This is a genomic window from Sphingopyxis sp. H115 (genome assembly GCF_001468465.1).
Lineage (GTDB): Bacteria > Pseudomonadota > Alphaproteobacteria > Sphingomonadales > Sphingomonadaceae > Sphingopyxis.
This window is the reverse complement of the sequence record NZ_LNSA01000001.1, coordinates 194,784-214,773: the sequence shown is the minus strand read 5'-3', so window position 1 is coordinate 214,773 and position 19,990 is coordinate 194,784. Positions and strand designations below refer to the sequence as shown.

19 protein-coding genes and 1 tRNA gene are annotated in these 19,990 nt (G+C 63.7%); 7 read left to right on the top strand and 13 right to left on the bottom strand.

Annotated features, from left to right (window positions below; translation table 11 throughout):
* Positions 1-47: 47 nt before the first annotated feature.
* Positions 48-1,433 carry a DEAD/DEAH box helicase gene (locus tag ATE71_RS01060; RefSeq protein ID WP_058801506.1) on the top strand — a complete coding sequence of 462 codons (1,386 nt, stop codon included), beginning with the start codon at positions 48-50 and terminating at the stop codon, positions 1,431-1,433.
* A gap of 27 nt (positions 1,434-1,460) precedes the next feature.
* On the opposite strand, the gene ATE71_RS01055 is transcribed toward ATE71_RS01060, so the two are convergent.
* A complete protein-coding gene (locus tag ATE71_RS01055) occupies positions 1,461-2,477 on the bottom strand; it encodes an NADP-dependent oxidoreductase (protein ID WP_082665006.1) in 1,017 nt (338 codons plus the stop codon).
* An 88-nt stretch (positions 2,478-2,565) separates the two neighbouring features.
* On the opposite strand from ATE71_RS01055, the gene ATE71_RS01050 reads away from it, so the two are divergent.
* A tRNA-Ala gene (locus ATE71_RS01050) sits at positions 2,566-2,641 on the top strand.
* 163 nt (positions 2,642-2,804) lie between these two features.
* On the opposite strand, the gene ATE71_RS01045 is transcribed toward ATE71_RS01050, so the two are convergent.
* A complete protein-coding gene (locus ATE71_RS01045; RefSeq protein WP_082665005.1) occupies positions 2,805-3,755 on the bottom strand; it encodes a DUF4349 domain-containing protein in 951 nt (316 codons plus the stop codon).
* A 73-nt stretch (positions 3,756-3,828) separates the two neighbouring features.
* Positions 3,829-6,141, bottom strand: a complete 2,313-nt coding sequence (locus tag ATE71_RS01040; RefSeq protein WP_152998580.1) for an ATP-dependent helicase — start codon at positions 6,139-6,141, stop codon at positions 3,829-3,831.
* A 121-nt stretch (positions 6,142-6,262) separates the two neighbouring features.
* On the opposite strand from ATE71_RS01040, the gene ATE71_RS01035 reads away from it, so the two are divergent.
* Positions 6,263-7,534, top strand: coding sequence for an MFS transporter (locus ATE71_RS01035; protein WP_235587851.1), 1,272 nt, complete (start codon positions 6,263-6,265; stop codon positions 7,532-7,534).
* Here ATE71_RS01035 and rsmD read toward each other — a convergent pair.
* Positions 7,521-8,063, bottom strand: a complete 543-nt coding sequence (rsmD, locus tag ATE71_RS01030) for a 16S rRNA (guanine(966)-N(2))-methyltransferase RsmD (protein ID WP_058801635.1) — start codon at positions 8,061-8,063, stop codon at positions 7,521-7,523. The genes ATE71_RS01035 and rsmD overlap by 14 nt on opposite strands.
* Positions 8,063-8,923, bottom strand: a complete 861-nt coding sequence (locus ATE71_RS01025) for a pseudouridine synthase (protein ID WP_082665003.1) — start codon at positions 8,921-8,923, stop codon at positions 8,063-8,065. Before ATE71_RS01025 ends, rsmD begins: the two co-directional genes overlap by 1 nt.
* A 132-nt stretch (positions 8,924-9,055) precedes the next feature.
* On the opposite strand from ATE71_RS01025, the gene ATE71_RS01020 reads away from it, so the two are divergent.
* Positions 9,056-9,517 carry a response regulator gene (locus ATE71_RS01020; protein WP_235587850.1) on the top strand — a complete coding sequence of 154 codons (462 nt, stop codon included), beginning with the start codon at positions 9,056-9,058 and terminating at the stop codon, positions 9,515-9,517.
* A gap of 125 nt (positions 9,518-9,642) precedes the next feature.
* A complete protein-coding gene (locus ATE71_RS01015; RefSeq protein ID WP_152998579.1) occupies positions 9,643-11,352 on the top strand; it encodes an AmpG family muropeptide MFS transporter in 1,710 nt (569 codons plus the stop codon).
* Here ATE71_RS01015 and ATE71_RS01010 read toward each other — a convergent pair.
* The 8 genes from ATE71_RS01010 to purB form a co-directional block, all read right to left on the bottom strand.
* A complete protein-coding gene (locus tag ATE71_RS01010) occupies positions 11,324-12,640 on the bottom strand; it encodes a bifunctional folylpolyglutamate synthase/dihydrofolate synthase (RefSeq protein WP_058801503.1) in 1,317 nt (438 codons plus the stop codon). The genes ATE71_RS01015 and ATE71_RS01010 overlap by 29 nt on opposite strands.
* A 126-nt stretch (positions 12,641-12,766) precedes the next feature.
* Positions 12,767-13,618, bottom strand: coding sequence for an acetyl-CoA carboxylase, carboxyltransferase subunit beta (accD, locus tag ATE71_RS01005; RefSeq protein WP_058801502.1), 852 nt, complete (start codon positions 13,616-13,618; stop codon positions 12,767-12,769).
* Positions 13,615-14,406, bottom strand: coding sequence for a tryptophan synthase subunit alpha (trpA, locus tag ATE71_RS01000; RefSeq protein ID WP_058801501.1), 792 nt, complete (start codon positions 14,404-14,406; stop codon positions 13,615-13,617). The genes accD and trpA overlap by 4 nt, the downstream gene beginning before the upstream one ends.
* 205 nt (positions 14,407-14,611) lie before the next feature.
* Positions 14,612-15,832: a tryptophan synthase subunit beta gene (trpB, locus tag ATE71_RS00990; protein WP_058801633.1), complete on the bottom strand. Its 1,221-nt coding sequence runs from the start codon at positions 15,830-15,832 to the stop codon at positions 14,612-14,614.
* Positions 15,833-15,934: 102 nt separating this feature from the next.
* A complete protein-coding gene (locus tag ATE71_RS00985) occupies positions 15,935-16,564 on the bottom strand; it encodes a phosphoribosylanthranilate isomerase (RefSeq protein ID WP_058801499.1) in 630 nt (209 codons plus the stop codon).
* 8 nt (positions 16,565-16,572) lie between these two features.
* Positions 16,573-17,247 carry an orotidine-5'-phosphate decarboxylase gene (gene pyrF / locus ATE71_RS00980; protein WP_058801498.1) on the bottom strand — a complete coding sequence of 225 codons (675 nt, stop codon included), beginning with the start codon at positions 17,245-17,247 and terminating at the stop codon, positions 16,573-16,575.
* The gene (locus ATE71_RS00975) at positions 17,244-17,588 is read right to left on the bottom strand and encodes a lipopolysaccharide assembly protein LapA domain-containing protein (RefSeq protein ID WP_058801497.1); all 345 of its coding nucleotides are present in this window, start codon (positions 17,586-17,588) and stop codon (positions 17,244-17,246) included. The genes pyrF and ATE71_RS00975 overlap by 4 nt, the downstream gene beginning before the upstream one ends.
* A gap of 65 nt (positions 17,589-17,653) precedes the next feature.
* Positions 17,654-18,967, bottom strand: a complete 1,314-nt coding sequence (purB, locus tag ATE71_RS00970) for an adenylosuccinate lyase (RefSeq protein ID WP_058801496.1) — start codon at positions 18,965-18,967, stop codon at positions 17,654-17,656.
* Positions 18,968-19,158: 191 nt separating this feature from the next.
* On the opposite strand from purB, the gene ATE71_RS00965 reads away from it, so the two are divergent.
* Together ATE71_RS00965 and ATE71_RS00960 are read left to right on the top strand one after the other, a co-directional pair.
* Complete coding sequence (locus tag ATE71_RS00965; protein ID WP_152998578.1) at positions 19,159-19,452, top strand: hypothetical protein; 294 nt, start codon at positions 19,159-19,161, stop codon at positions 19,450-19,452.
* 22 nt (positions 19,453-19,474) lie between these two features.
* Positions 19,475-19,939: a hypothetical protein gene (locus ATE71_RS00960; RefSeq protein WP_058801494.1), complete on the top strand. Its 465-nt coding sequence runs from the start codon at positions 19,475-19,477 to the stop codon at positions 19,937-19,939.
* Positions 19,940-19,990 lie beyond the last annotated feature (51 nt).

Below are 19,990 nucleotides of genomic sequence, written 5' to 3'. Positions count from 1 at the left end.
CTGCGTGGGAGGCCGGACGCCACCTCTTTTTCCGGACATGCGACCTTATGAAATTTGCCGACCTCGGCCTTTCCGACGAACTTTTGCGCGCCATCGACGAGGCGGGCTATAGCGAAGCGACGCCGATTCAGGCGGGCGCGATCCCGTCGGTGCTGATGATGCGCGACATGATCGGCATCGCGCAGACCGGTACCGGCAAGACCGCATCTTTCGTGTTGCCGATGATCGACATTCTTGCGCATGGCCGCGCTCGCGCGCTGATGCCGCGCTCGCTGATCCTCGAACCCACGCGCGAACTTGCGGCGCAGGTCGCGGAAAACTTTGAAAAATACGGCAAGCACCACAAGCTTTCGATGGCGTTGCTTATCGGCGGCGTCCAGATGGGGGATCAGGTCAAGGCGCTCGAAAAGGGTGTCGACGTGCTGATCGCCACCCCGGGCCGCCTGATGGATTTGTTCGAACGCGGCAAGATACTGCTCACCGGCTGCAACCTGCTCGTGATCGACGAAGCCGACCGCATGCTCGACATGGGCTTCATCCCAGACATCGAGAATATCTGCACCAAGCTGCCCGCGAATCGCCAGACGCTGCTTTTCTCGGCAACGATGCCGCCGCCGATCAAGAAGCTGGCCGACAAATTCCTGTCGAACCCGAAGACGATCGAGGTCGCGCGACCGGCGAGCCGGAACGAGAATATTGAGCAGTTCCTCGTCAAGACGTCGGAACGGGGCAAACGCGACACGCTCCGCGGCCTTATCGAAGCTGAGGATATCCATACCGCGATCATCTTCTGCAATCGCAAGACCACCGTACGCGAACTGGCCAAATCGCTCCAGCGTTACCGCTACAAGGCGGGTGAAATCCACGGCGATATGGATCAGTCGAGCCGCATCGCCGAACTTGATCGGTTCAAGAACGGCACGATCAACATCCTCGTCGCGTCGGATGTCGCCGCGCGCGGGCTCGACGTCAAAGGCGTCAGCCACGTCTTCAACTTCGACGCGCCCTGGCATCCCGACGACTATGTTCACCGCATCGGCCGCACCGGCCGCGCGGGCGCAAAGGGGCGGGCCTTCACGCTCGTCACCCCCTCCGACGACGAGGCGATCGACAATATCCAGAAGCTGACCGGATACAAAATTCCGGTGCACACCGGAGACGCGTCAGAAACGGAAGCTGCCGCCAGCGAACAGGGCAAGGAAATTGCCGAATCGACCCGCGGCCGATCGGCTCGCGGTGGACGCGGGAAAGGTGCGGCGAAGGCGGAAAAAGCTGCCAAGCCCGCGTCCGCGCCGGTCGAGACGAAGGCTGCCAAATCGCCCCGCGGCGACCGCAAGCCTGCACCTTCGGCTCGTCGGGACGATCAGGATGGCCCTGACGACGGCTGGAATGGCCCGATGCCGGACTTCCTATCGGTGGGCTTTGGCAGCTGATGTCGGGTTGCCGCCGGCCGGGGCTGATCAGAGCCTGACCAGCATCTTTCCGATGTTGCGCCCCGAAAACAGCCCGAGGAACGCCTCGGGCGCCGCTGCCAGTCCATCATGTACCGTTTCGCGGATCGTCACCGCCCCGCTGGCGATCAAGCCGCCCATATCGGCGTAAAATTCTTCCATACAATCGATGAACTGGTCGGTGTAAATAAAGCCTTCCATCCGTATCCGTGCGGGGATCGACCGGACCAGATATTTCATCTCCTGGGCCTTGCCGTCGTTGTAGACGTCGATCATGCCGCAAATTGCGAAGCGCGCGAAATCGTTTGCTGTCGCAAAGGCCGCGTCGAGATGCTCTCCCCCGACATTGTCGAAATAGACATCGATACCCGATTTCCCGAGCCGTTCGAGCGCCGCGCCGAGCTGCGGCAGCACCGGCCCCGCCTTATAATCAATGGTCGCGTCTGCGCCGAGATCGTCCACCCACGCACATTTGTTCGAACCGCCCGCCGATCCGATCACGGTCATCTCGCGCGCCTTGGCGATCTGGACAACGGCCGAACCGACCGCACCTGCTGCCGCCGACACGAAAACCGTGTCGCCAGGCTTCGCTGCTGCAATGCGCAAGAGGCCGATCCACGCTGTCCCGCCGGTCAGTCCCATATTGTGAAGAAAGGTTTGCGGCGTCATGCCCGCCGCCAGCGCCGCCGCCGGGAGCTTGTTCGGCATCATGTCGAGGCCGATGATGCCGCCGTCGCGCCAACCGCCCATATGGAGGATCAGGTCGCCCGGCGTAAAACCTTCCATCCGGCTTTCGACCACCTCGCCGATCGCGCCGCCGGTCATCGGCTGGTCGATCTGAAAACTGGCGGCATAGCTTTTGGCGTCATTCATGCGGCCACGCATATAGGGATCGACCGACAGCCACAGGTTGCGCACGCGGAGCTGGTCGACTTCGAGTGCGCTGTCAGGCAAGTCCCGCAGCGAAAAATTTTCCATCGTCGGCAGCCCGTGAGGTCGGCTGCTCAAATGCCATGCCTTGGCCATCGGAATCCCCCCATTCCCATATTCGACGGCGATCGCCAGAAAAGCCGTTGCCTCCGCGATGCGGTGCCGTTAAGACCCCGCCCGTCGCGGGGCCGTAGCTCAGATGGGAGAGCGCTGCAATCGCACTGCAGAGGTCAGGGGTTCGATTCCCCTCGGCTCCACCAGCGACCTTTTGCTTCGCACGCCGTCGATATTCGCGATCGTTAGTGGCGGGGCCTATGCCAATCCCTCATAAATTCCGTAAACCCAGCGGTTACGATATGGGAATTGGGCGCTGGCGGCGCTGCCCGATCCGACCTGGATCCTGCAAGCGACGCCTCGCGTAACTCACACCGTGGCCGATGGCGCTGCATCGACGGGTTTCGCCGCGCCGCGAAGCCATTGTCGCGCAGCGCGGATCGCCCGGGTTCGCCAGAAGACAAGCAGCAACGCGAGGACCGCCGCCCACGGCAGGATGGCCGCGCCCAGGACGAGAATAAACGACAGCATCACGCTGCCGCTGTGGACGAGCATGTTGAGCGCGTCGCTGAACGGGTTGCCATAGCCGATCCCCGGCAAACCGCCCGTACCGACATAATCGAATTGCATCGGGGTGGTGGCAAGCGTGGCTTCGCCCGAGCGTCGCGAGTCGCGCTCGCCATCCAGCTGTCGGCGCATTCCGGCGATCTGTTGTTGCAGTTCGGCACGCTCGCGGTCGCCAAGGCCGCCCTGTTTGAGACGATTTTCGAGGCGCGCGATTTCGGCATTCAGGTCGGCGCTGCGTTGCTGCGACTCGCTGATCCGGGTTCCGATATCTTCGCCGCTGATCCGCGTCGCCGCGAGCACGCCTTCAGCCTTTTGGACGCTAGAAAGCGCGTCGCGTCCGAACTTGCGGGCGATCGCCGGATCGAGCTTGAACAGGAGTTGCGCCTCGACCTCATTTTCGCGAACCAGCCGGTAACTCATGCCGGCGATGCGGCAGCGGTTGGTACCTAGCGCTTCACAAGCGGCCGCATGTTCTTCCTGGACCTGGGCGATCCGATTGTCATCGAGCCGGAAGGCATAGGAATAGTTGAACGCAACGCCGGGCGCGGCAGAGACGCCGATATTGGGACTGCGCATTTCGGAGGGGAGGGCGTCGGCTCGGACCGGAACGGCGCGAGCGGAAGGCGACACGGTTTCCGACGGCTCCATCGGAACCACGTCATAAGACGGGGCATGGCTAACGGATTCCGAGTTTTTTTCGGAACAGCCGATCAGGGCGAGCGCCATCGCGCCCGCTAAGGGCTTGGTTTTCATGAAGTCTCTCCCAACATGCGACTCGCAGTCGCATGTAATGGCATATCATTATTGAAAGAGTAGACAATCTATTTCAGTCAAGCTTGACGAAGCTGTCGAGTACCCGCTTGCTGCCGGCCTGATCGAATTCGACCTCGAGCTTGTTGCCGTCGATGTCGATAATTTCGCCGTAACCGAATTTTTCGTGAAAAACGCGCGCCCCGATGGCGAGGTCCGATCGCGGCTTGGCTCCAACCGACGCCGCCGGTCCCTTTTCGCTGGGCGCGGGTGCGCGCGTGATTGTCGAGGATGAGGCGAGGGCACGCTGCCAGGCGGGGCCGCGCGTCATCGTGCGGGCGGGTTGGCGCTCGGCAACATGGGCGAAGGGATCGCCCTGCGCCAACCAATTGGCGCGCCACAGGCTCTGCCCGCCGCCGAAGCTGTTTTCGCTGTCGACATGTTCGGGCGGGATTTCGGCGATGAAGCGGCTGGGGATACTGCTCATCCATTGGCCATAGATGCGGCGGTTCGCGGCGTGATAGATGCTGGCGCGCTGGCGGGCGCGGGTGATCGCGACATAGGCGAGCCGGCGCTCTTCTTCGAGGCTGGCGGTGCCGCCTTCGTCCATCGCGCGCTGCGACGGAAAGACGCCATCTTCCCACCCGGCAAGGAAAACATGATCGAATTCGAGGCCCTTCGCCGCGTGGATCGTCATGATCGTGACCGTCTCAGTCTGGTCGTCATTGTCGCGGTCCATGACGAGGCTGACATGCTCGAGAAATTCCTCGAGCGTTTCATATTCCTCCATCGCGCGGACGAGTTCGGAGAGGTTTTCGAGGCGTCCCGCGGCCTCGGCGCTGCGGTCGGCTTGAAGCATCGCAGTATAGCCCGATTCGTCGAGGATCAGCTGGGTCAACTCAGGATGCGAAAGCTCGTTCGCCTTGCCCTGCCAGCCGCGCATCATCGCGATGAAATTCGCGAGTTGGCGGCGCGCCTGCGGCGTCAGCTCATCGGTTTCGGTGATGCGCGCGGCGGCGTGGAACAGCGGTGCGCGCTCAGCCCGTGCGAACTGGTGGATGCGTTGCAGCGCCTTGTCCCCGAGTCCGCGCTTGGGGACATTGACAATGCGTTCGAACGCAAGATCGTCCGCGGGCGACTGGACGAGCCGCAGATAGGCGAGCGCATCGCGGATCTCGGCGCGTTCGTAAAAGCGGAATCCGCCGACGATGCGATACGGCATGCCGATCGCGATGAAACGGTCTTCGAACTCGCGCGTCTGGAACTGCGCGCGGACAAGGATCGCGGCGCGGTCGAGACTGACCTTGCGATGCTGAAGCGTCTCAAGTTCCTCGCCGATCCGCCGCGCCTCCTCTGGGCCGTCCCACACGCCGACGACGCGCAGCTTGTCGCCCGGTTCGAGTTCGGTCCAGAGCGTCTTGCCGAGGCGATCGCTATTCTGTGCGATCAACGCCGAGGCGGCAGCCAGGATTTGAGGGGTCGACCGATAATTTTGTTCGAGCCGGATCACGGTCGCGCCGGGGAAATCCTTTTCGAAGCGCAGGATGTTGGCCACTTCGGCTCCGCGCCACGAATAGATCGACTGGTCGTCGTCGCCGACGCAGCAGATATTCTTGCGCGCCTGCGCAAGCAGGCGGAGCCAGAGATATTGGCTCGCATTGGTGTCCTGATATTCGTCGACGAGCACATATTTGAAGCGTTGCTGATAGTGTTCGAGTACGTCGCGGTGCGTCTTCAGGATCACCAGCATATGGAGTAGCAGGTCGCCGAAGTCGCAGGCGTTGAGCGTCTTCAGCCGCGCCTGATAGCGCGCATAGAAATGCTGCCCTTTGCCGTCGGCATAGGCGTCCTTGTCGGCGGCATCGAGATCGGCGGGGGTAAGGCCGCGGTTCTTCCATTTGTCGATGAGGCCGGCAAGCTGCCGCGCCGGCCAGCGTTTCTCGTCGAGCCCCTCGGCCTGGATGAGCTGTTTGAGAACGCGAAGCTGATCGTCGGTGTCGAGGATGGTGAAATTGCTCTGGAGGCCCACGAGTTCGGCGTGGCGGCGCAGCATCTTGGCCGCGATGCTGTGAAAGGTGCCGAGCCACGGCATCCCCTCGACCGCGTCGCCGATCATCCGCCCGATCCGCTCCCGCATCTCGCGCGCCGCCTTGTTGGTGAAGGTGACGGCAAGGATTTCGGATGGCCAGGCGCGACGCGTCGCGATGATATGGGCGAGGCGCGCGGTCAGCGCCGCGGTCTTGCCGGTGCCGGCCCCGGCAAGCATCAGCACCGGGCCCTCGGTCGTCAGTACCGCCTGCCGCTGCGGGCCGTTGAGGCCACGCAGATAGGGCGGATCCGACGGATCGGGGCGGGTTAGGTCGGGCGTCGAGGCAGGCGGAATGTTCACGCGCGAACGATTAGGGAACAGCGGCGGCGCTGTCCAGCACGGGCGATGCGCTTTTCACCTTGCGCGAGGCGCCCCATCATGTCCAAAGCGGCCCGAGCCAAACTTTGGAGGGCCGTCGGCCTTGGATCTCGCACCCTATCGCGCGCATCGCCGTATTCTGACCGCGAGCCTTGTCGGCACCGCGGTCGAATTTTATGATTTCTATATCTATGGCACCGCGGCGGCGCTGGTGTTCGGGCCGCTATTCTTTCCGGAAAGTTCGGATTCGGCGCAGCTGATGTACAGCTTCATGACCTTCGGGCTCGCTTTTTTTGCGCGGCCGGTCGGCGCGGTCGTGTTCGGCCATTATGGCGACCGGATCGGACGCAAGTCGACTCTCGTTGCGTCATTGATGCTGATGGGCGCCTCGACTTTGCTGATCGCCTTCCTGCCCACTTATGCAATGGTCGGCTGGGTTGCGCCGCTTTTACTGTGCATATTGCGCTTTGGACAGGGCTTCGGGCTTGGCGGCGAATGGGGCGGGGCGGCGCTGCTCGCGGTCGAAAATGCGCCGCCGGGATGGAAGTCGCGGTTCGGCATGTTCCCCCAATTGGGTGCGCCGGTGGGTTTCATCGCTGCAAACGGATTGTTCCTGCTGCTCGGCCTTGGCCTCAGCGACGCCGATTTCACCGCCTGGGGTTGGCGCATCCCCTTTTTGCTGTCGGCCATACTCGTCGGACTGGGCCTGTGGGTTCGGCTCAAGATCGGCGAGACGCCCGATTTTGCGGAGGCGTTGGAAAAAAGGGCGCCGGTGGCGATGCCGATCGGCGACCTGTTCCGGCACCATCTGATTGCGACGCTTGCGGGGACTTTCGCAGTCGTCGCCTGTTTTGCAATCTTCTATCTGGCAACCAGTTTCGCACTCGGACATGGAACGCGGGCGCTGGGATATCCGAAGGAAGAATTCCTCCTCGTCCAGCTCGGCGCGATCCTGTTCATGGCGATCGGTATCGTCTTCGCGGGTTATTGGAGCGATGCTGCGAGCGAACAGAAAGTGCTGACGTGGGGCTGCGGCGCCACCATTCTCATCGGTTTCGCGTTCGGACCGGCGCTGGGTTCGGGAAACTGGTCGCTCGTCTTCCTCGGCCTCGCGTTGGCGCTGTTCGTCATGGGACTCGTCTATGGGCCGCTCGGAAGCTGGCTCACGGGGCTATTTCCGGTTCAGCTTCGCTACACTGGCGCGTCGGTCGCCTTCAATGCCGGCGGCATATTGGGCGGCGCGATGGCGCCGATCATTGCGCAGGCGCTCGCCGAGCGCGGCGGCACCGCGACGGTTGGCCTGTACCTGGCGCTCGCTGGCGTCGTAAGCTGGTTCGGCCTGCTAATGGTCCGCCGGACGGTTACCCCGGCCTGAGCAGTGTCAGCTTGGCCTTGCCGACCTTACGCGTCGCGTCGATCTCAAAGCCTGCGACATCGACGGCCTCGTTGTGCGCGGTCTCGATCGATATCCAGCTGTCGGCACCGATCCAGCCAAGGCGATTGAGCTTGTCGAGCGCGACGCTGCCCGCGCCCGTATCATAGGGGGCATCGATCATGAGCAGATCGTAACTGCGCCGCGCCGGCCCAAGGCCCAGGACCGAGCCGGCACGAATATCGGCGCGGGTGGTAGCGTCCAGCGTTTCGAGATTCTTGCGTAGCGCTTCGAGCGCGTCTCGGTCCTGTTCGGCGAACAGGCATTGCCCGGCACCGCGCGAGAGCGCCTCGATACCAAGCGCGCCCGACCCGGCAAACAGATCCGCAACGACGAGCCCCTCGAAACTGCCGAGACGGCTCGTCAACATAGAGAACAGCGTCTCGCGGGTACGGTCAGCGGTCGGGCGCGTCGCATCATTTTTGGGCGCGAGCAGCTTGCGACCGCGCCATTCCCCCGCGATGATCCGCATCATCCCATCTGCCGCCGGAATTTGAACAACTCGTCGCGCGGTACCACATCGACGGCGCCGAGCGGCATCCCGCCCAGTTCGAAGGCGCCATAGCGCGTCCGGATGAGCCGGCTGACCTGCAGCCCGAAATGTTCGAGCACCTTGCGGACTTCCCGATTCTTCCCTTCGGTCAGCGTCATTTCGATCCATTGGTTGCGTCCGGTCCGGCGTTCGAGATTCGCATCGATCTTGCCGTAACGGACTCCGTCGATCTCGATCCCCATCGCAAGCTCTTCGAGCTCAGCCTGACTAATGTCGCCGAACGCGCGCGCGCGGTAGGTGCGTTCGACCCCGCTCGCCGGCAATTCGAGCCGGCGCTTGAACTCCCCGTCATTGGTGAGCAGCAGCAGTCCCTCGGTATTATAGTCGAGGCGGCCGACAGGCATCAGGCGCGGCAGATCCTTGGGCAACAGGTCATAGATCGTCTTGCGCCCCTTGGGGTCGCGCGCGGCGGTAAGGCAGCCTGCGGGCTTGTGAAAGCGGTAGAGTCGCGTCGATACGGGCTTGGCGACCGGATTGCCGTCGACGGTCAGGCCGTCGAGCGATGCCAGCAGGGGGGCGGGCTGGACGATCTTCTCGCCATTCAGAGCGATCCGGCCTTCCTCGATCATACGTTCGACGTCGCGGCGCGAACCAACACCTGCGCGCGCCAGCAGCTTCGCGATCCGCTGCGGTCCGTCCTCGCGTTCGGCGTCGGCGGGTTTCTGTTTGAGCACCGATGCGGCGCCGCGCGCGGCGCGGCGTCCCTTGGGGGCGTCGCGATCGCCGGCGGATTTGGGCGCCGAGCGCGATGCGGAATGGGGAGGGCGGCGTGTGCTCATGGGAACAGATGCGGCTTTCTTGTCGTTATTGTCGGAGAATGGTGTTGCCTTGTGAGCACGCTCATAGCCGGAAAAGTGTCGCTTCGTCGATGGCAAGCAGAAGCAATCTTGCACGGCGGAAAGGAGCGAGTCATGGCGACATTAAAGGGAGTCCTCATGCTCTTTGGCCACCGCCCGACCTGCATCAAGCGTCTGCTGATCATCGAAGATGATCCGCTGACGGCTTTCGACAATGAGCACACGCTGAAAATCGGCGGGTACGATATTGTCGCGACGGTCGATTCGGGTGAAGCTGCGGTGGCCATCATGGCCGCAGAGCCAGTGGATGCGGTCGTTCTCGACCTTGGCCTCGCCGGACATATGACCGGACGCGAAGTGGCGCGCCTGGCGCGTGACCGCGGCATAGCGGTGCTGCTGGTAACGGGGCAGTGCCCTGCCGACGCCGAGGATATCGCGATCGCCTGTCTCGGCAAGCCGCACAGCGCGGCGGCGCTCGTATCAGCGCTGAAGGCGGTCGAAACAATGGCGTGCAAGAATCAGCCGCCGCGCAAGGTGGCCGGGTTGACGACCTTCTGGCGCCCTGCCACCGCCTGATGTGCGGCGGGGCGAGCGCAGAGGGCTGATCGGCCGCGATTTAGCCGCTTCCAATTTACCCCCGAAGCTTTAGGCCGTTGTTAAAATCGGCAATGACCGATCGGCACGCGGCAAAGGGGAATATCATGTCGACAGAGGCGGCGATGCCGGCACCGAAGAGCTGGCGCGACAGTTTGCGCCCCTATCTCGAACCCGCGCCGCTCGCCGCGTTGTTCCTCGGCATATCTTCGGGTTTCCCGTTTGCGATGATCGGCGCGACGCTGACGACGCGCCTTGCGCAGGACGGTATCGAGAAATCGTCGGTGACGGCCTTTGCACTGACCTTCCTGGCCTATAATCTCAAATGGGCGTGGGCGCCGGCAATCGACCGCTTCCGCATTCCAGTCCTCGGTCGGATCGGCCAGCGGCGGTCGTGGCTAATTCTCGTAGGCGCGTTGGTCTTTCTCGCAGTCACCGTGCTGGGGAACCTCGATCCCACTGCGTCGCTTGCGGTCGTGGCGCTAGCCGCGATCTCGGTAGGACTGGCCGGCGCGACCTTCGACATCATCATCGACGCCTATCGCATCGAACTGCTCGCGCCCGAACAATTGGGGACCGGTTCGGGCATGTCGCAATATGGCTGGCGCATCGGCGCCGCAGTGGCGGGCGCATTGGCGCTGGTCGTTGCCGAACGCGCGGGCTGGGGCGTCGCCTATATGGTGTGCGCGGCGCTGGTCCTGCCCGCGATCATCACCGGGCTGGTGATGGGCGAACCCGAACGCAAGATCGAACGTCATTGGCCAGCCTATCTGTCGCGCAGCTATTACGCGATTTTCATCTTGAGTTTCCCAATCGCTTTCTTCGTCGCGCGGCAGGTTGATCGATGGCTCGACGTCGACATCCTCACGCTGATGGTGCTCGTCGGCTATCTGTTCCCGCTGTTCGACCTCTCGGCCCGCCGCGCACGCGATATTGGATGGAGCGGGCAGGTGAACTGGATCATTGCGCTGCCGGCGCTGGCGCTCGCCGCGGTGCTGGCGACCGATTGGGGGATGATCGCCGCCTATGTGGGCGCGACAGTGCTGGGCGCCGCGCTGGCCATCGGCGCGCTTGTCATCGCGGCGCTCGTCGCCCTGCCGACCAAGTCACGGGAAGGCCAAGCGCCCGACAAGGGTGCGGTCGGTCCGCTCGCCGAGTTTTTCTCGCGCGAGGGGGCGATCCTGATCCTCTTCTTCCTGCTGCTCCACAAAATTGGTGACACGCTCGCCAATCTGACCTTCCGCCTGTTGTTCGAAGATTTGGGTTATACCAACGACGAAATCGCCTTCTATGACGTCGGCCTCGGCTTCTGGGCGCTGCTCGCCGGGGTGTTCGTCGGCGGCATCATCTATGCCCGGCTCGGCATGAAGCGGTCGGTGCTGCTCAGCCTTGTGCTGATGGCAATTTCCAATTTCAGCTTTGCAGGCCTGGCTGCCGCTGGGCACAGCAATTGGGGCATGGCGGGTGCGATCGGATTCGAGAATTTCGCGAGCGGGATCGGCGGGGTCTGCGTCGTCGCCTATCTGTCGGCGCTTGCCGACCTGCGCTTCACCGCGACCCATTTCGCGCTTTTCTCGGCAGCGGCGAGCATCCTCGGGCGCTTCCTGACCGGGACCAGCGCCGGCAAGCTGATCGAAGCGTTCGGTTATGTCGATTTTTACCTGCTGACGACCGTGCTCGCGGTGCCGGGTATCCTGATCTTCTGGTGGATGATGCGCTCCGGGCTGGTCGATCGCTCGATCGGGACGGCGGGCGAAATCGAGATACCCGAGGCCTCGGCGCAGACGATCAGTCCGGAAACTGAAAGTTCGCGCTGAGGACTTCGCCGGCAAGGTAAAGCGATCCCGCGATCAGCACGACATCACGCGCTGGATCAACATCGAGCCCGCGCAGCGCGTCGGCAACCGATGCGGCGGCTTTTGCGCCGGCACCGAAGGCCTCGGCGCCATGATGCTCGTGCCCCGGCACGGGAACGGCGGTCAGGCTGGCAAGGTGAGCCGCCAGTGGCGCGACGATCGCGGCAGGGTCCTTGTTCGCGAGCATCCCCGTGATCAGGTGGATACGCCGCGTCTCGCCCGCAAACTGACGCCCGAGCGCAAGGCCCGCATCGATATTGTGCGCGCCGTCGAGCCAGATATCGGTGTTTACGGGAAGCAGGCTGGCGAGGGGACCGGCTTCGAGGCGTTGCAGACGGCCCGGCCAGAAGGCGTCCGCGACGCCGCGCGCGATCGCTTCGTCGCTCGGCTGCGGACCGGTCGCAAAGCGCAGCATCGCGATCGCGAGCCCGGCGTTGTGCATCTGATGTTCGCCCGGCATCCGTGAGTGCAGTATCGGTGCAACGGAGCCCGATTTAGAAATCCAGCGAAACGCCTCGCCGTCGGCTTCGATCGCCCAGTCCTCGCCTTCGGGGAAAAACGTCGCGCCAACATCGGCAACTTTCGCGGCGATGATCGCCTGCACATGCGGCGGATAAGCCAGCGTTGCCACCGGCGTACCGGATTTGACGATGCCCGCCTTTTCCCACGCGATGCGCATGGCTGGATCGTCGGGCGTCCCAGCTTCGGGAGCAAGGAGGAACGCCTCGTGATCGATGCCGAGCGATGCGATGCCGGCGACTGCAGGAGGCGGGATGATATTCGTTGCATCGAGCCGCCCGCCGAGCCCGACCTCTATGATGCAATCGTCTGCGGGATTGCGCGCGAAGGCGAGGAAGGCGGCGGCGGTGGTGATTTCGAAGAAGCTCGCCTGTAAATCCGCGGCTTCGTCGAGGACTTCTTCGAGCAAAGCGGCGAGCAGCGCGTTGTCGATCAGCGTGCCCGCGAGGCGGATGCGCTCGTTGAAGCGGACGAGATGCGGGCTGGTATAGGCATGGACGCGGCGTCCCTGCGCTTCGAGAATCGCGCGAAGATAGGCGCAGGTCGATCCCTTGCCGTTGGTTCCCGCGACGTGGAAGGTGCGGGGGAGTTGGGTCTGCGGGTTGCCGAGGCGTGCGCACAGTTTAGCGATGCGCTCGAGCCCAAGGATGTCGCGGCCCGGCGACAGCGCGGCGAGGCGGTCGAGTTGGGTCTGGACCGCGGGATCGGAGCTATGGGCGTTGTCGGGCATGTCGAAGCCTTGATGGTGCCTGTCGCGCCTTCGTCATGCCGGACGTGGCCCGCCATCCATTTCCGCGTCGCCGAATGGATCCCGGATCAAGCCCGGGGTGACGAAAGGGGGTTAGACTGGCATGCTTTAAGCCGCCTTCTCCGGCGCCAGAAAGCCGATCAGGCGCCCAAGCGTCTCAGGCAGATCCTTGCGATGCACGACCATATCGATCATCCCGTGATCGAGCAGATATTCGGCGCGCTGGAAGCCTTCGGGCAGTTTTTCGCGGATCGTATTTTCGATCACGCGCTGGCCTGCGAAGCCGATCAGCGCCTTGGGTTCGCTGATCTGCACATCGCCGAGCATCGCGTAGCTGGCGGTGACGCCGCCGGTCGTCGGGTCGGTGAGCAGTACGATGTAGGGCAGGCCCGCACGGCGCAGGCGCGCGAGCGCCACCGTCGCGCGCGGCATCTGCATCAGCGACAGCGTGCCTTCCTGCATCCGCGCACCGCCGGCTGCGGTGATCGCGATATAGGGAACACCGCGCTTGATCGCAGCCTCGACACCCGCGACGAACGCCTCACCCACGGCGACGCCCATCGACCCACCCATGAAGGCGAAATCCTGAACACCGATGACCGCGCCCTGCCCCGAGATGCGGCCAAAGGCGTTCTGATAGGCGTCGCGATCGCCGGTCTGCGCCCGCGCCGCCTTGATGCGGTCGACATATTTCTTGGTGTCGCGGAACTTGAGCGGATCTTCGGGCGCGGCTGGGGCGGCGATCATCTCGTGCAGCCCACCGTCGAACAACTGCGCAAAGCGCTCCTTGGCGCCGATACGGTCGTGATGGTCGCAGCGCGGGCAGACGTTGAGATTGTCTTCCCATTCCTTGACGAACACCATCTGCTGACACTGGCGGCATTTGTGCCAGAGATTGTCCGCGGTATCGCGCTTGGCGGTAAAGGGCAGGGCGTTGCGGACGCGGTCGAGCCAGCTCATGCGGCGATCTCCTTGGCGCTATGAATAGCATCGGCGAGGGTGCGGGTGAAAGCCTCGACATGCGGCGCCGCGGCGTCGCCATGCTCGGCGATGATGTCGATAAAGGCCGATCCGACGACGACGCCGTCGGCGACGCGTGCGATCTGCGCGGCCTGTTCGGGGGTACGGACGCCGAAGCCGACCGCAACGGGCAGGTCGGTCGCGGCCTTGAGGCGCGCGACGGCCTCGTCGATGCTTGCCTGCGCGGCCTGTTGCTGGCCGGTGATGCCGGCGACCGAGACATAATAGAGGAAACCGCCCGCGCCATCGAGGACGGCGGGCAGGCGCGCGGTGTCGGTGGTCGGGGTGGCGAGGCGGATCAGATCGATGCCCGCGGCGCGAAGCGCGGGGCCGAGTTCAGGGTCTTCTTCCGCGGGAACATCGACGCAGATCACGCCATCGACTCCCGACTTGGCGCATTCGGCGGCGAACCAGTCGCCGCCGCGGATCGTCATCGGGTTAGCATAGCCCATCAGGACGAGCGGGGTGTCGGGGTGGCGCTGGCGGAAGGCGGCGGCTTGTCCAAAGATGTCGGCGGTGGTCGTGCCCTTGGCGAGGCTACGCAGGTTTGCCTGCTGGATCGCCGGGCCATCAGCCATCGGATCGGTGAAGGGCATGCCAAGCTCGATCACATCGGCCCCCCCAGCGACGAGCGCGTCGAGGTTCGCGGCGGTATCACCATCGCCGCCCGTGATGAAGGCGACGAGCGCGGGATGGGGTTTGGCGAAAGTGGCGGCGAAGCGGGTCATTCGTCTCTTTCGTTTCTGCTAGGCCATAACAAAATCAGCAGTAAGGGGGATAACAGATAGGCCGCGATCATTTTAGCACCGCGGCGTTGATCGAGTTGATCCGCAAGCCAAGGCCATTCCACAATTTCGTTCAGGTAGTAAAGCAGGGGCATCACACAGATTACACCCACGATCCAGAACAGTGCGATCGCGTGTCGCCTTTGCTTCAAAGCTTCACCCCCAACGCCTCGGCGACAGTGAAGATGTCCTTGTCGCCACGGCCCGAGCAATTGACGATGATGATCTTGTCCTTGCCCAGCGTCGGCGCGATGCGTTCGGCGGCGGCGATGGCGTGGGCGGACTCTAGCGCGGGGATGATGCCTTCGAGCTTGGTGAGCTTCTGGAAGCTCGCCAGCGCCTCGTCATCGGTGACGGGTTCGTAGCGGACGCGGCCGATGTCGTGGAGCCAGCTATGTTCGGGGCCGATGCCCGGATAGTCGAGGCCCGCCGAGATGCTGTGCGCCTCGGTGATCTGGCCGTCGTTGTCCTGGAGCAGATAGGTCTTGTTGCCGTGGAGGATGCCGGGCTTGCCGCCCGCGAGGCTGGCCGCATGCTTGCCGTCCAAGCCTTCGCCCGCGGCTTCGACGCCGACGATCTCGACATCGGCGTCGTCGAGGAAGGGATGGAACAGGCCGATCGCGTTCGATCCGCCGCCGACGGGGGCGATCAGCATGTCGGGCAGGCGGCCCTCCGCCTGCAAAATCTGTGTCCGAGCCTCGTCGCCGATCACCGACTGGAAATCGCGGACAAGCTCGGGATAGGGGTGCGGTCCAGCGACGGTGCCGATGATGTAGAAAGTATCATGGACGTTCGCGACCCAGTGGCGCAGCGCTTCGTTCATCGCGTCCTTCAGCGTCTTGGCGCCGCTTTCGACCGCGACGACTTCGGCGCCGAGCAGCTTCATGCGGAACACATTGGGCTGTTGCCGCGCGACATCGACCGCGCCCATGAAGATGGTGCACGGCAGGCCGAACAGCGCGGCGACGGTCGCGGTCGCGACGCCGTGCTGGCCCGCGCCGGTCTCGGCGATGATCTTGGTCTTGCCCATGCGCTTGGCGAGCAGGATCTGGCCGATGCAATTGTTGATCTTGTGCGCGCCGGTGTGGTTCAGGTCTTCGCGCTTGAGATAGATTTTGGCGCCGCCCAAGTGCTCGGTCAGCCGCTGCGCGAACCACAGCGGGCTCGGACGGCCGACATAGTTTGTCAGCAGGTAATCGAACTCGGCCTTGAACGCCGGGTCAGCCTGCGCCGCGCGATAATGGTGTTCGAGGTCGAGGATCAGCGGCATTAGGGTTTCGGCGACATAGCGGCCGCCGAACTGGCCGAAATGACCGCGCTCGTCGGGGCCGGTACGAAGGCTGTTGGGCAGGGTCGGGGCGTCGGTCATCGTCATATCCATCGGTTACGGGTGGGCATTCACTCGAAGAGCAGGTCTCAAGCGATCCGCGCCATCGTTTTCCGGTGCGCAGGACGAGGGGGTGCGACGTCGTCATCTGCCGACCGCTTTAAGGAAAGCGGCGATCTTGTCCATATCCTTGACGCCCGGCGCGCTTTCGACGCCCGACGAGACATCGACGAGCGGCGCGCCGGTTTCGGCGATCGCCTGCGCGACATTGGCCGGGGTCAGGCCGCCGGCGATGCCCCAATCCATCGTATGTCGATGATTTTTGAGGAGCGACCAGTCGAAGCGGGTTCCGGTGCCGCCGGGTAGCGACGCAGCCGGCGCATCGAAGAGGATGCGATCGGCGACGCCACGATATTGTTGCACCCGTTCGAGTGTGCCGGCGTCCTTCAGTCCCACCGCCTTCCATATCTCGGCGGGAACCAGTCGCTTTACGACCGCGAGCCATTCGGGCGTCTCGCTGCCGTGGAACTGGATGATGTCGGGCCGCACCATGCCCAGCGCCTCGCCCGTCAGCTTTTGCGACGCGTTGACGAGCAGCAAAGCGACTTTCACACGCGAGCCGGCAAGCTTGCGGAGGTCCGCCGCCGCTTTCAGGTCGAGGTGGCGCTGGCTCGGTTCATAATGGACAAGACCGATGTGGGTGGCGCCGAGACGAATGGCGAGGTCGACGCCTTGGGGCGTAGTCAGCCCGCAAATCTTCACCAGAGGAGGCATAAAAGCTCTTAAAGCGTCGCTTCGATTTCGCGCGCGGCGAGATCAGGGTCGGCCGACTGGCTGATCGGGCGACCGACGACGAGGATCGAAGCTCCGTCCGACATAGCCTGCGCGGGCGTGACGACCCGTTTCTGGTCACCGATTTTGCCATTCGCGGGGCGAACCCCGGGGACGACGAAAAATCCGCCGGGCCAAGCCTTGCGCGCGGCCTTCACTTCTTGCCCCGAACAGACGATGCCGTCGCATCCGGATTCGCGAGCGAGTGCGGCGAGGCGCACGACTTGATCGTGCGGAGTGCCGCCGACGCCGATATCCTCAAGGTCGGGGGCGTCGAGGCTGGTCAGGACCGTGACGGCCACGACCTTTGTATTGAGGCCGGCGACCGCTTTCGCTTCTTCGAGCATCGCGCGTCCGCCCGCCGCGTGAACCGTAAGCACTGCGGGTTCGAGCGGGCGAAGCGCCTGAATCGCCTTGGCGACCGTGTTCGGTATGTCGTGGAGCTTGAGATCGAGGAAGATTGGCAGGCCAAGCTTTGCCATTTCATGCACGCCATGATGGCCGTTGGCACAAAAGAACTCGAGTCCGAGCTTCAGCCCGCCGACGTGGCGCCGTACCTTCTGCGCCAATGTCAGTGCGGCATCGAGGTGCGGGGTATCGATGGCGAGGTAAAGCGGAGAGGTCATGGCTTGTCCGATGGAAATAGGTCGGTGGGGGCTGGCGGGATATCGTTCACCGGAGTCGTCGCCGGTGTAACCTCTACGGGCCGGTTTGCGAGTGCGCGGAGATCCGCTGCCTGCCGCTCGCTGGCGTCGAGGCGACGCTTCAGCGACCAACGGGTCGTGCGGAGCGCGATCCACATCGGCACGCTCCCGATCAGAAAGCTCGCAAGAATGACGAGGGGCAGCTTGGTTTCGGCTTCCCAACCGGGCCAGATCGTCACAGTCACAACCTGCCAGTTCGCCATCGCAAAGATCACCAACACGGCGGTCAGCAAAATCCAGATGATTGTCCGCAGGATTCCCACTTGCCTTGCTCCTTCACTGGTCCCGCGTCGACCCTAAGACAGATTAGCGCGGGATTCCAGCGTCACTATGCGCCGAACACCCGGTCGAAGATCGTATCGACATGCTTCATATGATAGCCAAGGTCGAACAGCGCGGTCAGGGCGTCGTCCGACAGCTTTGCCGCAACATCGGCGTCAGCCTTAAGCAGCTCGAGCAGCGAGAGCTGGCCGTCCGATTCCCAGACCTTCATCGCGTTGCGCTGGACGAGCGCGTAGCTGTCTTCGCGGCTCGCACCCGCCTGCGTCAGCGCGAGCAGCACCCGCTGCGAGTGGACGAGGCCGCCCATGCGGTCGAGATTCTTCTGCATACGCTCAGGATAGACGAGCAATTTGTCGATGACGCCGGTGAGGCGCGCGAGCGCGAAGTCGAGCGTAATCGTCGCGTCGGGACCGATAAAGCGTTCGACCGACGAATGGCTGATGTCGCGTTCATGCCACAGCGCGACATTTTCCATCGCGGGGATGGCGGCACTACGCACCATGCGGGCGAGGCCGGTCAGATTCTCGGTCAGCACCGGGTTGCGCTTGTGCGGCATCGCCGACGAGCCCTTTTGGCCGGGCGAGAAATATTCCTCGGCCTCGAGCACTTCGGTACGCTGGAGATGGCGAACCTCGACCGACAGGCGCTCGATGGACGATGCAATGACGCCGAGCACGGCGAAGAACATCGCATGGCGATCGCGCGGAATTACCTGGGTCGAGACGGGCTCGATCGAAAGGCCGAGCTTGGCGGCGACATGCGCTTCGACGCGCGGGTCGATATTGGCGAAGGTGCCGACGGCGCCCGAGATGGCGCAGGTGGCAATTTCGGCGCGCGCAGCCTGCAGGCGGAGCTTGCAGCGCGAGAATTCGGCATAAGCTTCGGCAAGCTTGAGCCCGAAGGTGACGGGCTCAGCGTGGATTCCGTGGCTGCGGCCAATCGTCGGGGTGAGCTTGTGCTCATAGGCGCGGCGCTTGATCGCCTCTAGCAGCGCGTCGAGGTCGGCGAGCAGGATGTCCGCAGCCTGGCTGAGCTGGACCGCAAGGCAGGTGTCTAGAACGTCGCTCGACGTCATACCCTGGTGCATGAAGCGCGCTTCGTCTCCGACATTCTCGGCGACCCACGTGAGGAAGGCGATGACGTCATGCTTGGTGACCGCTTCGATCGCGTCGATCGCGGCGACGTCGATAATTGGATTTGTTGCCCACCAGTCCCACAGCGCCTTCGCGGCCGATTTCGGAACGGTGCCGAGTTCCGCGAGCGCGTCGGTCGCGTGCGCTTCGATCTCGAACCAGATGCGAAAGCGATTCTCGGCCGACCAGATCGCGGTCATTTCCGGCCGTGCGTAACGCGGAACCATTGAATTTCCTTCCTTTTCCGGCGGCTTGTCGCGGAATCCCCGCGAAACCGGGTCGGGGCGCCCCGTAGCAGGGACGGGGCGTTTCGCCAAACCCCGCCGATACGCAACTTAGCGAAAACATGGCGGGTTGATCGTTCGCCCCATCAGAAAGGCGACCGATCCATCAAGGTTGCCGATACAGGAGAATGAATGTGTTGAAAGAAATGCTTTTCATCGGCGCTGCCGCCATCAGCTTCCCCGCTCTGGCCCAGACTACGCCCCCAGCAGGCGAGGACCCGGCTCCGACGACCCAGACGCCGCCTGCTCCGGTCGATACGACTGCTCCGGCGCCCGACAGCACCCCCATGGACGAGGCCAAGCCTGCTGATGAGGCCCCGACCGAGGACGCAATTCCGAGCGACACGCCGCCCGCGGCCGAGCCGACCCCGCCGGTCGACCAGCCCGCTCCGGACGATGAGGAAAAGCCTGAATCGGAACCGGAATAACCCGCTACACTGGAGATTGATCATGTTGAAACAGATGCTTTTGATCGGCGCCGCCGCCGCGAGTTTTCCGGCTCTGGCCCAGACGACTGCACCGGCATCGGATCCGATGAACCCGCCGACGACCACCCAGCCGACACCCGCTCCCGGCACCACCAATCCGGCTCCGGCTCCGGCGCCTGATGCGTCGGCTCCCCCGGCCGCGCCGAGCGAGCCGGCGCCTTCGGGAACCGCAGCCACGCCGACCCAGATCGCTCAGATCGTCGAACAGGAGTTCCCGACCTATGACGGGGACAAGAATGGCGATCTCAACGAGGCCGAATTCGGCGCGTGGATGAAAAAGCTGCGCGCCGCGACCGACCCGAGTGTCGATCCCGAATCGGCCGATGTCAAAAGCTGGATCGGCCAGGCTTTTGCTTCGGCTGATGGCGATAAGTCGGGCGGTGTGAACAAGACCGAATTGACCGGTTTTCTGTCGCGCGGCGCTTGATCGTCCTCTCACACCGGGTGGTGCAGCCGTCGGTACGATCCGGCGGCTGCA